Annotated in this window: 9 protein-coding genes; all 9 read left to right on the top strand. The window is 45.2% G+C overall.

All coding sequences use genetic code 11. The features are described 5' to 3' along the window. Nucleotides 1–191 precede the first annotated feature (191 nt). Nucleotides 192–1,535 (top strand): tetratricopeptide repeat protein, encoded by a 1,344-nt coding sequence (locus H6G03_RS19285; RefSeq protein ID WP_190466874.1) that lies wholly within the window; start codon nucleotides 192–194, stop codon nucleotides 1,533–1,535. A 514-nt stretch (nucleotides 1,536–2,049) separates the two neighbouring features. Then, complete coding sequence (locus H6G03_RS19290; RefSeq protein ID WP_190466875.1) at nucleotides 2,050–3,387, top strand: glycosyltransferase family 1 protein; 1,338 nt, start codon at nucleotides 2,050–2,052, stop codon at nucleotides 3,385–3,387. Between the two features lie 188 nt (nucleotides 3,388–3,575). Beyond that, nucleotides 3,576–4,811, top strand: a complete 1,236-nt coding sequence (glf, locus tag H6G03_RS19295; protein ID WP_190466878.1) for a UDP-galactopyranose mutase — start codon at nucleotides 3,576–3,578, stop codon at nucleotides 4,809–4,811. A 460-nt stretch (nucleotides 4,812–5,271) separates the two neighbouring features. Then, nucleotides 5,272–7,476, top strand: a complete 2,205-nt coding sequence (locus tag H6G03_RS19300; protein ID WP_456057575.1) for a family 1 glycosylhydrolase — start codon at nucleotides 5,272–5,274, stop codon at nucleotides 7,474–7,476. Nucleotides 7,477–8,013: 537 nt separating this feature from the next. Next, nucleotides 8,014–10,053, top strand: a complete 2,040-nt coding sequence (locus tag H6G03_RS19305) for a glycoside hydrolase family 2 protein (protein ID WP_190466884.1) — start codon at nucleotides 8,014–8,016, stop codon at nucleotides 10,051–10,053. After that, nucleotides 9,965–11,065: a galactose-1-phosphate uridylyltransferase gene (galT, locus tag H6G03_RS19310; RefSeq protein WP_190466888.1), complete on the top strand. Its 1,101-nt coding sequence runs from the start codon at nucleotides 9,965–9,967 to the stop codon at nucleotides 11,063–11,065. Before H6G03_RS19305 ends, galT begins: the two co-directional genes overlap by 89 nt. 58 nt (nucleotides 11,066–11,123) lie before the next feature. Further along, a complete protein-coding gene (locus H6G03_RS19315) occupies nucleotides 11,124–12,221 on the top strand; it encodes a M24 family metallopeptidase (protein ID WP_190466891.1) in 1,098 nt (365 codons plus the stop codon). A gap of 21 nt (nucleotides 12,222–12,242) precedes the next feature. After that, nucleotides 12,243–13,277, top strand: coding sequence for a DUF6745 domain-containing protein (locus tag H6G03_RS19320; RefSeq protein ID WP_190466894.1), 1,035 nt, complete (start codon nucleotides 12,243–12,245; stop codon nucleotides 13,275–13,277). After that, nucleotides 13,274–14,575, top strand: a complete 1,302-nt coding sequence (locus H6G03_RS19325; protein WP_242060433.1) for a DUF6745 domain-containing protein — start codon at nucleotides 13,274–13,276, stop codon at nucleotides 14,573–14,575. Before H6G03_RS19320 ends, H6G03_RS19325 begins: the two co-directional genes overlap by 4 nt. The last annotated feature ends 20 nt before the right edge of the window (nucleotides 14,576–14,595 follow it).

The following is a 14,595-nucleotide window of genomic DNA, read 5'->3' on the forward strand; positions in this document are numbered from 1 at the left end:
TAGAGGGAGAGGGGGGAGTGGGGGAGCGGGGGAGCGGGGGAGTGGGGGAGTCAAAAGTCAAAATTCCTCCCTCTATTCCCTATTCCCTAACCCCTAACCCCGACGCCCTAACCCCTAACCCCTAACCCCTAACCCCTCGTGGCCAGATTTCCGTAAAATCAAGATCGAAGCCACGCGGAGGGGTGTAACAGATGCTTGGGCAGATTTGGCAAAATATCGGCAACAAGCTGTTTAGAAAGCTATTAAGATGGTTTCGGTGTTGGTTTGGATCGGGTTTTGGGTCGGGGGGAAAGGCTCCAAAACTGCAAGCTGCGCCGATCGCAGTTTACAAAAAAGTCGAACTCCTTAAACCCTTAGAAGATGCAGATTACGAGTTTCTGTTTATGCAGCTGCTCGAAGGTGTAGCGCACGGTTGGCAACAGAAGCGGGTTTTGCATTTTTTAGCTTCTTTAAGAAATCGTACCACCGAGACGGAATGGCTGGGGTGGCTGCGTCGCTTCGGCAAAAGATTGTTGGCAACACCGACACCGAATTATCCATTCGCAAGGGAGATGATTCTTTTAGGCGAAATAGGCTGCGGGAAATTAGGAGAAGTTGCACGGGAAATTGGCAATCAGCTTTTAGCGCGAGAGCAAAATCAACAAGTACTCCGATTTGCCAACGAAGATATTTATATTGTCAAAGAAGATAGGGGGGCAATAGAAGCTCAAACAATAGAATCAATCCCTATCAATGAATCGTTGGTCAAGTTGTCCCAAGACCCCAGTTTAGCCAAGCAACTTGCTAAGTTATTGCAAATTGAGCCAGCCGATACCCAAGCGATTTTTGAAACAGCGATTGATAGAAGTGGTGCGATTGAACTTACTACAAAAGAAGCCGAAAAATGGTTGAATCTAGCCAATCAGCAATATAGCGATCGCGATATTTTAGGAGCTATTATCAGCTATGACAAAGCTATATCAATCTACCCAAACTACCATGACGCCTGGTTTAACCGGGGTGTAGCGCTAAAGGATTTAGGTCGCTATGAAGAAGCTATATTAAGTTACGATCGAGCGTTGGATATCCAGCCAAACTCTGACGAAACTTGGATGAATAGGGGGGCTGCACTGAGAAGTTTGGGTTGCTTGGAAGATGCGATCGTTAGTTACGAACAAGCTTTACAATTAAATCCTGACAAATACCAAGCCTGGTACAATAGGGGAATTGCCTTACTTAATTTAGGTCGAATTGAAGAAGCCATATTTTCATACGATCGAGCTTTAGAAATAAAACCATATTTTCACCAAGCCTGGAATAATAGAGGTAATGCACTATTAAATTTAGAAAGATTTGAAGAAGCTTTATTTAGCTATGACAAAGCTTTAGAAATCAAACCTGATAAGGCAGAATCATGGAACAATAGAGGCACGGCACTATTTAACTTAGGCCGTCTTGATGAAGCAATATTCAGTTATGAAAAATCTTTAGAAATTCAACCTAATTTTCAGGAAGCTAGGCAAAATATCAACGATACTAGGAAAAAATATGGATGAATTCAGCAGAATATGGATACTAAGGCTCGCCCAAATGCTTTTTGTATTTAGCTATACAATCTAACTTAACATTCAGATCGTCCATAAGTGAGAATCGGGGTCAAGGATGCAACTGACGGCTGTGATAACCAGCTATTCTGAAGGAATCAGTAAAAACTATATGGCTTATTTGTCTCGTCGATAGTTCATCGCCTAATAATCGAAGCCGTTTTCGTAACGAAACTTACAAGATGAGGCAAATAGAGGTACAAACCGAGCGTAACAAAGTCAGCCTTGCGGAAGAAGTAAGTAGCAATAACATTCTGTAAACTACTTAGCAGTAGAGAAAAAAACCTAATTTCTATCAATGCTTTAAAGTTAAGGGGCAAATGAACCTACTCCAAGAGCATTTCTCTATTCCTTTGTGTTGGATATGGCAACAAAATTTTGATAATTAATTGCTCGCAGAAAAAGCTCTGAAATTTGTTGGCGATATTCTTCCAAAAGTTTAACTGTTGTAGTAGTGAGGAGAATCATGTCACAATTAGGAAACGCAAGTAAAAATAATGGAAACGGTGTAACAGGTAAAGAGACAGATATCTCCAATAGTAATTCTGGACTGTTCGCTGCCGTATCAATAGAAGCATTATTAACAAACTTAAACTTAGATGCTCCCAAAGCTTCGTTTGCAAACAAAGCAGATCTAATTTGTCTGTCCCATCTCCGATGGGATTTTGTTTATCAACGACCTCAACATCTTTTAAGCCGTTGTGCAAAAGAGCGACGGGTATTTATTATTGAAGAGCCTATTTTTAGCTCTGATTCTTCTGCGCGGTTGGATATTAGCAGTCGCGAGAGTGGTGTGTGTGTTGTAGTACCGCATCTGAAGGAAGGATTGAGCGAGGATGCGATTGAAACTGCGCTCAAGGAAATGCTCGCTCATTTGTTTGCACAAGCGCAAATCCGCGAGTACATTTTTTGGTATTACACACCGATGGCATTAGGCTTTACGCGCCACTTAAATCCGCTGGCGATTGTCTACGATTGCATGGATGAGCTATCTGCATTTAAAGGAGCAAATCCTATTTTAAAAGTTCGCGAAGACGAACTATTTCGTCGGGCAGACATTGTATTTACAGGGGGGCAAACTCTCTATGAAGCTAAACGCGATCGACATCCAAACATATACGCTTTTCCAAGTAGCATTGACAGAACGCACTTTGCCAAAGCGAGGAATATCACCCAGGAACCAGCCGATCAAATAGATATTCCTCACCCGCGTTTGGGATTCTTCGGCGTCATAGACGAACGCATGGATATCGAATTATTAGATGGTATTGCCCAAGCTTGTCCTGACTGGCATCTGGTAATTCTTGGCCCAGTTGTCAAAATCGATCCGGCAGTTTTACCCCAATATGCCAATATTCATTATCTCGGCGGCAAATCTTATCAAGAATTACCAACTTATATTGCTGGGTGGGATGTAGCGATGCTGCCTTTTGCTCGCAACGAATCGACTCGTTTTATCAGTCCCACCAAAACTCCAGAATATCTCGCAGCAGGTAAACCAGTTGTGTCTACTTCCATTCGCGATGTCGTGCGCCCATACGGTGAAAATGGCTTGGTAGAAATTGCCGATACAGTTGCAGATTTTGTGGATGCAATCAGGCGAGTAATCGCTCGAAATCCGCAAGAATCCGGATGGCTCGATCGAGTAGATACATTTTTATCTCAAACTTCTTGGGATTCTACTTGGGGACGCATGATGCAGTTGATCGAAGAAACAATAAGCACTGCGAACGTGACAGAAAATTCTTCCATTAATACTGCTGTTAAACAATCCCAAAATACAGCAGTAGAACAACGCAGGTAATCATTTACTCTCAGAGAGTAAATGCTCAATAAGTAATCGGTATTTTTCACAAGGCTTAATATTATTACCGATTACCAATTACGAAAAATTCACTTTTTCCTGTTGTGATGCGGCAGTTTATTCCTGACTGACTAAGTGAGGAATAAACTTCCTGCGCGATTTGGCCAAAAATAGCGAGGTTTTTGAAGATGTTCGATTATTTAATTGTAGGAGCGGGTTTCGCTGGCAGTGTTCTGGCAGAAAGGCTTGCCAGTCAGTTAGGAAAAAAGGTTCTGATTGTTGATAAGCGCAACCACATTGGGGGAAACGCTTACGACCACTACGACGACGCAGGGCTTTTGGTACATAAATATGGCCCTCACATCTTTCACACCAACTCACGCGAAGTCTTCGAGTATTTATCAAATTTTACCGAATGGCGTCCCTACGAACACCGGGTACGTGCGAGCGTAGACGGTCAACTTGTGCCAATGCCAATCAACCTCGACACTATCAATAAGCTTTACGGACTGAATCTTACTTCATTTCAATTAGAGGAATTCTTTGCCTCGGTGGCAGAGAAAAAACAATACATCCGCACCAGCGAGGATGTGGTTGTCAGCAAAGTAGGAAGAGAACTTTACGAGAAATTTTTCCGTAACTACACCCGCAAGCAATGGGGTATCGACCCATCCGAACTCGATAAGTCAGTCACAGCTCGCGTACCCACGCGCACTAACCGCGACGATCGATATTTTACCGATACTTATCAGGCAATGCCATTGCATGGGTACACTCGGATGTTCGAGAAGATGCTGTCCGATCCGAACATCAAAATCATGCTGAACACAGATTATCGGGAGATTGCGAACGTCATCCCCTATCGCGAGATGATTTATACTGGGCCGATCGATGCTTTTTTCGATTATCGCTATGGTAAATTACCCTACCGTTCCCTAGACTTCAAGCACGAAACGCTCAACAAAGGCGTACATCAACCAGCACCAGTTGTTAACTACCCCAACGAGCATTTATATACGCGCTGCACGGAATTCAAATACCTGACCGGACAGGAACATCTTAAAACTAGCATTGTTTATGAGTTTCCCCAAGCTGAGGGAGATCCTTACTACCCAGTACCCCGTCCTGAAAACAACGAACTTTACAAGAAATACAAAGAATTGGCTGATGCGATACCAGGAGTACATTTTGTCGGGCGGTTGGCAACTTATAAGTATTACAACATGGATCAATGTGTAGCTCAAGCTCTGACAATCTTCAAACAAATCGGCACGAAGCTACTGGAAAACCCAATCGTTTTGGAGTCATTAGAACTAGAACGTAGAGACCGATACATACAAGATGGCTCTCCCAAGAAAATTACCGATAATGGTTTAGAGACTAAAGCTATAACGACAAACGGTAATGGAAAGGTCGCTAAGTAGCTGTCATTCTTATCAGTAAATGGGTTAGGGAAAGAAACCCGGTTTGGCTCATAAATAGTAGGTAACTGCTAAAAATCTACGAGTCAACTTGGTTTATAGCCCCCCGATCGCTTAAGTTATGCGTAAGCGATCGATGGTGATGGGAGAGAAATATATCTCATATCATGTCTCGTCGTTGCATTGGTAGTACATGAATGATGTTGAGGATTGTCTGCACTGGATCGGTGGTTAAATTTTAACCACAGATGAAAACAGATGAACACCGATGTAAGCGCAAATTTTTCCGCTACCGATGCAACCGGACATGATATCACAATTTCCAACTAACTCCTAACACCTTTTCAAGCGAGTTAATGAGGAGTGCGGAATGGTAAGAGCGGCATTGAATAAGGAATTTTCAGTTAATAATTCTGAATTAATTCAAAACTCAAAGTTCAAGGCTCAAAGCTCAAAGTTGGAGATGTGGGCGGGGGTCGAGTGTACCGTCAATCGGGTGGGGAATGAATATTTCAACCAACTAGAGCGCAACGGTCACAAAACACGCTTAGATGACCTCGATTTATTTGCAGAACTGGGAGTGCGTAGTCTCCGCTACCCGGTATTGTGGGAGCTGATTGCTCCTGCGGGGCTGGAAAATGCGGATTGGTCTTGGGCAGATGAACGATTGGGTCGTTTGCAAGCACTCGGTATTAGTCCCATTGTGGGCTTGGTTCATCACGGTAGTGGCCCTTATCATACCAGCTTGGTCGATCGCACTTTTGCCTCCGGACTTGCTGAGTTTGCACGCGCAGTTGCCGAGCGTTACCCTTGGGTGGAGCGCTACACACCAGTCAACGAACCTCTGACGACAGCGCGTTTTAGCGGATTGTACGGTCACTGGTATCCTCACGGTCGAGATAATCTCACTTTCGTTCGTGCCTTGTTAACGCAATGCCGCGCCATTATCTTATCGATGCAGGCGATTCGCCAAGTCAATCCTGGCGCACAACTGATCCAAACAGAAGATTTGTGTAAGGTTTTCAGTACGCCGTTGATGGCGTATCAAGCAGAGTTTGAAAATGAGCGTCGGTGGCTGAGTTTCGATTTGCTGTGCGGTCGAGTTAACCGCGACCATCCCATGTGGGAATATTTGCGTTGGACTGGGATTCCAGAAGTCGAACTGGAGTGGTTTCTGGAAAATTCCTGTCCGCCGGATACGATCGGCATGAACCACTATTTAACGAGCGATCGCTTCCTCGACGAACGCCTAGAATTATATCCCCATTGGACTCATGGCAGAAATGGACGACACCAATACGCAGATGTAGAAGCGGTCAGGGTTTGCGCTGAAGGGATAGCGGGGCCCTACATACTGATTGAAGAAGTTTGGGAACGCTACAAGTTGCCCATTGCTGTCACTGAGGTACACCACGGTTGTACTCGCGAGGAGCAGTTGCGCTGGGTCAAAGAGGTTTGGGATGCGGCTGTCTGTTTGCGTTCCGAAGGGGTGGACGTGCGTGCCATCACCGCTTGGTCGCTGCTGGGGTCGTATGACTGGGATAGTTTGGTAACTAGGTCTGTCGGTCGTTACGAGTCGGGCGTATTCGATTTGCGTTCGCATTGCGGCGACTCAGGAGAAGTGTCCAAACCGCGCCCCACCGCCCTAGCCCGGATGCTGCGCGAGTTGGCGAGATCGGGAACCTACGACCACCCTGTCCTCGATGTGCCGGGATGGTGGCATCGTCCCCATCGCTTGCTTTATCCACCTGTTTTAAGATGCTGTGGAGATGGGGAGAATAGTCAAAAGTCAAAATTTTCCCCCGCTCAAGAGATCCCCCGCTCTCTTGTGATTGTGGGAGCTAAGGGAACGCTGGGGCAAGCATTTGCCAGGATTTGCGAGATTCGCGGTATTCCTTATCACTTGCTGTGCCGTCAGCAGATGGACATTGCCGATCCTGTAGCTGTCGATCGAGCTATGACCGAATTGCAGCCTTGGGCGGTCATCAATGCGGCTGGGTACGTTCGCGTGGATGATGCGGAACGGGAAGAGAATGCCTGTCTGCGAGAAAATGCGATCGGCCCTGCTATTCTGGCTGATGCTTGTGCAAAAAGGGGAGTAGGGCTGCTGACCTTTTCATCGGATCTTGTATTTGATGGTACTCGTGGCGCACCTTATGTAGAAAGCAATGCGGTTGCACCCCTGAATGTGTACGGTCGCAGTAAAGCAGAAGCAGAAGTGCGAGTTCTCAAAGTGCATCCCTCTTCGCTGGTTGTGCGTACCAGTGCGTTCTTTGGGCCGTGGGATGAGTACAATTTTCTCACGGTGGTGCTACGCACGCTGGCATCGGGACAGCCTTTCGTGGCGGCGGCGGATGCGATCGTCTCTCCTACATATGTTCCGGATCTTGTCAATGCCAGTCTCGACCTATTGATTGACGGTGAGTTCGGTTTGTGGCATCTGGCCAACCCAAGTGAGATTTCTTGGGCAGATTTGGCACGTTTAGCTGCCAAGCAAGCCGGTTTCGATGTCGCGCAGATTGAAGCTCGACCGATACAAGCGCTCAGTCTGCTGGCACCCCGTCCGACCTACAGCGTTCTTGGCAGCGAACGGGGGGTGTTGTTGCCGTCGTTGGAGAATGCGATCGATCGCTATTTCCAAGAAAAGGGGTTAGGGGTTAGGGGCTAGGGGCTAGGGCGTCGGGGCTAGGGGGAGTGGGAGAATAAATTTGTTCCCTATTTCCTTTTCCCTTTCCCCCTTTTTCCCTTTTCCCCTTTTCCCCCTTTCCCTCTTCCCTAGCCCCTAACCCCTCTTTCTAAGCAATTGAAAGCTTAATTGTGGCAGGAGTCAAGATTATTATACTTTGCTCTAAGAATGGCAATTCGATCCGTAATTCCGGTTTAATAGGTTTAAATTCCATATTCATAAACATTCGATAGATTGGGTGTAAATTTCGATCGAATCCAGTCGCTTTCCAGGTCACGATTGTGTTATAACTGACTGGTTTGCAGCGGGATTTTTTGTTATTGCCGGATTTTTAGTCGCCAGTAGAGGATTTTAAAGAGGATGCTACAGTAAGCAGACTCAACTATTAGTTAAAACTCCAGTTCGGGCAAATCGAAGCCAAGTCAAGTTTTAAAGTTTTCTTAAGAAAAATTACAACTAAGAGTTAATAGTTTGCTACTTGTGGGTAGTCTAGATATATAACCTTTGGTAGATGACTGTATGTACTCTTTAGGCAAGTGGCTGGAAAATTGTTATAACGGGCCAAGCAAGGGCGGTAGAAGCTCTGATTTTTATCAAGGCGAAAGAGCTTATCCTCGACCGCAATTGCAGCGATCGCATTGGATTTGTCTCAACGGCTCGTGGAAATTTACATTTGACGATGACGGCAAATATACTCAACCGAGCGATATTTCCGAATGGACACACACCATTCAAGTACCTTTCGCTCCAGAATCAGTTAAAAGTGGCATTGGCGATACGGGTTTTCATCCTAATTGCTGGTATGAATGCGAACTAGACTTAAATGGCGAATGGGGGATGAAACATTCTACCGACTCCCATTCTCTTAATGCAGTATCTAAAATCGAAAATTTAAAATCAAAAAGGGTTCTACTGCATTTCGGGGCGGTAGATTATCGCGCCCGCGTGTGGGTTAACGGTCAATTAATGGCTGACCACGAAGGCGGACATACCCCATTCAGTATTGATATTACACCTGTATTGAACGAAAACGGGTTGCAACGGCTTACTGTTTGGGCAGAAGATGACCCGCAAGATTTAGCAAAACCTCGCGGGAAACAAGATTGGCAACTGGAAGCCCACAGTATTTGGTATCCGCGCACGAGTGGGATTTGGCAAACGGTTTGGGCGGAAGTTGTTCCTTCTACTTATATCGATCGCATTCGCTGGACGCCGCACTTTGAACGGTGGGAAATTGGCTTTGAAGCGTTCGTTTCCGGGGAAAAGCGCGATGGTATCCAAGTAAAGGTGAAACTATCTGTTGGTTGCATTCTCTTGGTTAACGATACTTACGAAGTCATCCACGGGGAAATTCACCGCCGCATTGCTCTTTCCGACCCTGGTATCGACGACTACCGCAATGAATTGCTGTGGAGTCCGGAAAAACCAACTTTAATTGATGCCGAAGTGCAATTGTGGTCTGACGGCGAGTTGGTGGATGAGGTGAAATCTTATACAGCAATGCGGACGGTAGGGATTCAGCGCGATCGCTTTATGCTGAACGGACGCCCCTACTACCTGCGCTTAGTTCTAGATCAAGGATACTGGCCGGATACCTTAATGACCGCACCCTCCGATGAAGCATTGCGGCGGGATGTGGAGTTAACCAAAGCGATGGGTTTCAATGGCGTTCGCAAACATCAGAAAATTGAAGACCCCCGTTTCTTGTATTGGGCAGATGTTCTGGGGCTAATGGTTTGGGAAGAAATGCCTTCCGCCTATAGGTTTACGCCGAAAGCAGTAGAACGCCTGACGAAAGAGTGGACTGAAGTTATCGAACGCGATGCTTCCCATCCTTGTGTTGTCGTTTGGGTTCCTTTCAACGAATCTTGGGGCGTTCCCGACCTCACAGCAACCGAAGCACATCGCCATTTGGTACAAGCACTTTACCACTTAACCAAAACCTTAGACCCAACTCGCCCAGTGGTGGGTAACGACGGATGGGAAAGTGCGGCGACGGATATTCTGGCTATTCACGATTACGATAATAAACCGACTCGATTGGCCAAGCGGTATGGGCCAGAAGTTAACTTAGCAGAGTTGTTCGATCGCCAACGTCCCGGCGGGCGCGTCCTCACCTTGGATGGCTATCCCCATCAAGGACAACCGATTATGTTAACCGAATTTGGCGGTATTGCTTATGCGGGTCGGGACGATCGCAAAGCTTGGGGGTATATCCGCATTGAGGATGTCTCGGAACTGCAAATCAGGTATACGGCGCTACTAAATGTAGTGAACAAAGTCGAACTGTTCAGCGGTTTTTGTTATACCCAGCTAACAGATACGTTCCAGGAAGCAAATGGGCTGTTGTATGCTGACAGGACACCGAAGTTTCCCATTGAAGCGATCGCAGATGCGACTCTAGGCAGGGGTGAAGACGAGGAAGAAGACGCTATGCTCGCAGCAGTGAAAGCTGCATGGGCGCAAAAGAATGTATTCCCAGGAGCTATTGAAGCCGGACGGTCGCCAGCTGACTCTGTACAGCCGATACCCAATTGCGGAGGGAATTACTCCTCCTAGTCCCAGTAACGAACCTGTCGCCGCTAACCCCCACTTGCGCTGGCATCCCTTGCGAGGCGAGTGGGTGGCATATGCGAGTCACCGTCAGGGGCGGACTTTTATGCCGCCCCCAGAATATAACCCGTTAGCACCGACAAAAGATCCTCACTTTCCCACCGAACTACCACAAGGGAAATATGATGTGGCGGTATTCGACAATCGTTTTCCCTCGATGACTGTGACAGCGCACGATGCGCCTGCGAACATTGTCGAAACCGTTCCTGCCAATGGGGCGTGCGAAGTTGTAGTCTTTACGCAAGATCCGCACGCCTCTCTCGCTTCTTTGGAATTGGATCATTTAGAATTACTGTTGCAAGTGTGGGGCGATCGCACGCGCAAAATAGGCGAAAATCCTCACATTCAATACGTTCTGCCTTTTGAAAATAAGGGTGTGGAAGTTGGCGTTACATTGCACCATCCCCACGGGCAAATTTACGCTTATCCCTTCGTTCCCCTCGTTCCCGCCCGAATGTTGGAACAGCAACAAGCTTATTACCAAAAACATCAGCAGGGATTGTTGCAAGATTTGATTCAAAAAGAAATTGTGGATAAGCAACGGATTATTTATTTAGATGAATACGCCGTTGCATTTGTCCCCGTTTGTGCGCGTTATCCCTACGAAGTTTGGATCGCGCCGATTCAGCCAGTCGCTACATTTATAGATCTCACAAACGAACAGAGAAAGTCATTAGCCAGAGCATTAAAAACAGTTACTCTTAAATACGATGGTTTGTGGAATCGTCCTTTCCCTTACTTAATGGCTTGGTTTCAAGCACCCACAGACGGAAAACCGCATCCAGAAGCGCATTTGCACGCGGAATTTTTCCCACCATATCGGACAAAAGACCGTTTGAAATATCTCGCCGGAACCGAACTAGCAGCAGGAATGTTTGCTAACGACGCCCTTCCGGAAGAAAAAGCCAAAGATTTACAGGCGGTTGTCGTAAACCTAGAAACGCCAATACTCTTATGAAAATCTTTATCTGCGTTTATCCGCGTTTATCTGCTCTCATCTGCGGTAAAAAAATACCATGAATCCACACAACGAAGAAGTCACCCAAAAACTCGAATCAATCCGAAACACCCTCACCGAAAACGACGCCACGGGTGTACGTTTGCGCGGTACAGATTGGTTTGCTTGGGCTACCGCCGGAGGTTCCAGCACTGTATTGCTTACCGCCGAAACCGGAGTTGCAGAAGTTTTGGTAACCGCAGAAAATGCCTGGATATTAACAGATGAAATCGAAGCGCAGCGCTTCAAAGATGAAGAAATACCCGCAAATTTCCAGTTTAATATCAATCCTTGGGCAGATGCAGAAGCGCGTGAAAAGTTCGTGCGCGATGCCACAAATGGGGGAAAAGTATTAAGCGATCGACCAATTCCTCACGTCGAAAAACGATTACCCGCATCTCTGCAACAGCACAAACGAGTAATGATGTCAAGCGAATTAGAGAGATATCGCGAAGTCGGTCGTTTGGCTAGCGAAGCGATGACGGAGGTACTAAAAGCCGCCCAGCCTACTTGGACAGAATACCAACTGGCGGGAGCGGGTGCAGAGGCTTTGTGGGCAAGGGGAATACATCCGGCGCTGACTTTAGTTGCTGGCGAAAGGCGTTTACCGCTTTACCGTCATGCTACCGCTTCTGGAGAGAAAATAGGACAGCAAGCGATGTTAGTATTTTGCGCGAGAAGGTATGGTTTATATGCGAATCTAACTCGATTTGTTGTTTTTGGTACGCTTCCAGATGAACGCGCCGAATTGCATCGCCATGTCCGCGAAATTGAAGCGGAAGCGTTGAATTTATGCAAACCTGGCACATCTCTAAATGCGGTTTATGATGTGTTAGCAAATGCTTATCAAAAACATGGATTTCCGAATGCCATTCGCGAACATCACCAGGGAGGAACGACGGGATATTTAGCGCGAGAAATTGTGGCGAATCCCACAACTACCGATACTTTAGAAAATAACACGGCTGTTGCTTGGAATCCCAGTTTACCGGGAGCGAAAATTGAGGATACTTTTGTCATTCTTGAAGATGGAAAGTTGGAAAATTTGACTTTAGATCCGAATTGGCCTACTGTGGAAGTAGAAGGTAGGTTGCGACCTGTGCCTTTGAGCCGTTGAAAATTGAGTATTTCTGTTGAAATGTCTCAGAAAAAGATTGAAAAGCTGACTCCTGAACAAGAAGCTTTGATTCCAGTTTATGGCGAAAAGTGGCGTAATATCGTTTTTTCTACTGATCCTATAGACCGTTCAACAGCAAAGGAAGCCATTAAAAAAGCTTACGTTATGATAGGCAGAAAAGAACCTGAAGTTCTCTTTTTTGATAGCACGTATACTCAGCACCAGAAATGGGAAGAATTTATAGATTTATTATCTATTGAATTTTTAGAATTTCATGAGATTATGAGAGAAATAGAAAATCAACTGTGGGAAAAATTAATAAGGCAACTTTCCCATGAAATTAATAGCTATATTATAGACGAACTGCAAGAAAAGTTCTTCAACATTCTAGATAACCAAATTGGAAGGGAATTAGCCAACAATTTACCAAATCTAGGATACTGTATCATACCTGAAGATTGGGCACCGGAAGCCAGCTATGTAGATTTTTGTCTTTCTGTTTTAAACTTAAATTGCTCATATAAAAGTGAATGGTTATTATTTCAAGAGATTAATAAAAATTGTGGGATCATTTTTCCTTATGAAGAACTCGTAATGGTATGCGATCGCCCTCGCATTCTCTCCTTCGATAACCAACATCGCCTCCACGCAGAAGGCGCACCCGCGATCCAATTTGCTGACGGATACAGCCTCTACGCTTATCATGGCGTCCCATTACCTGAAAAGTACGGTAAGGTACACCCAAATAATTGGCAATCTGCATGGCTTTTAGAAGAAGAAAATGCTGAATTGCGACGAGTGTTAATTCAGGCAATTGGCTACGAAAAAATTGCTTCTGAATTAGGCGCAACTGAGTTAGATTCGTTTCAAGAATACAGTTTATTAAAAATTAATACTGATGTTGATATCGAACCTATTTATATGTTAAAGATGACTTGCCCAAGTACGGGATACATTCATATATTGCGAGTTCCTCCCGATCTAAAGTCGGCGCGGGAGGCGATTTGCTGGGTGAATTGGGGTGTCGATCCAGAGGAATTTGGGGTGCAGACATGACTGATTTTATTAAAATGGCAGAAGCAAAGATTGAAAAGCTGACTCCTGAGCAAGAAGCATTGATTCCAATTTATCGGGATAAATGGAGAAAGATTGCGCTTTCAACTGAGCCGATCGATAAGGAAAAAGCTGCTGAAGCAGTAAAAAAAGCTTATGCTTTGATTGGCTTACCGGAACCAGAGATACTTTTTTATGATAGCCCTTATGCAGTAGGTAGCGATCGAAAATTAGTCATAGATGAAAATCGAATATATGGAAATTTATATAGACCCAGAGGAATTTTTAAGGAAGATTTTACCTCTTACTTATTATCAGCTATAACTTCTAGTTGCCTTAAGACAGTTATGAGTCGCCTGAGTAGCGAACTGCATGATGATATAGTTTGGAAATTAGAGGGCGTCTTAACGGAAGAACTTAGAATGTTATTCCAAACAATGCAGGAAGTAAGTAATCAACTGTGGAACAAATTAGAATTTAAAGAAAAGCAAATACAAAAACTATGGGAGGAAATGTGGTTACAGCTTGAGATACCAATACCAAATCATTGGCTCGATCAGTTAATGATACAGAATGCACTCATAGAAACCGAACAAAAACATCCACTCGCAAAACGCATATCTGATGCGGCGAATAACACTAACCAACAGGGAGATTTACTGAACATTATCTTTGGTAATGATGATATATTTATTGCTCCAGCCCAATGGGTTAGTTCGGGCAGCCTGTGCGATTTTTGTATTAATGTATTAAATTTTGAATACAAGCAAAAAGAATGGGAAGCATTACAAGCAATAGCCAAGAATTGCGGTTGTATTTTCCCTTTTGAGAAGATGGTAATTGTATGCGATCGCCCTCGCATTCTCTCCTTCGATAATCAGCAGCGTCTCCACGCAGAAGGCGCACCCGCCATCCAATTTGCCGACGGATACAGCCTCTATGCCTATCATGGCTTCCCATTACCTGAAAAGTACGGTAAGGTACACCCAAATAATTGGCAAAGTTCATGGCTTTTAGAAGAAGAAAACGCTGAACTGCGGCGAGTGCTAATTCAGGGAATTGGATATGAAAAAATCGCTTCTGAACTAGGCGCAACTGAATTAGATTCGTTTCGAGAATATAGTTTGTTAAAAATTGATACTGATGTTGATATCGAACCAATTTATATGTTAAAGATGACTTGCCCAAGTACGGGATACATTCATGTATTGCGAGTTCCTCCCGATGTAAAGTCGGCGCGGGAGGCAATTCGCTGGGTGAATTGGGATGTCGATCCAGAGGAATTTGGGGTGCAGACATGAAGATTTTTTTTACCGCAGAT

Origin of the sequence: Aerosakkonema funiforme FACHB-1375, from assembly GCF_014696265.1 — a bacterium.
In the GTDB taxonomy this organism is placed as follows: domain Bacteria; phylum Cyanobacteriota; class Cyanobacteriia; order Cyanobacteriales; family Aerosakkonemataceae; genus Aerosakkonema; species Aerosakkonema funiforme_A.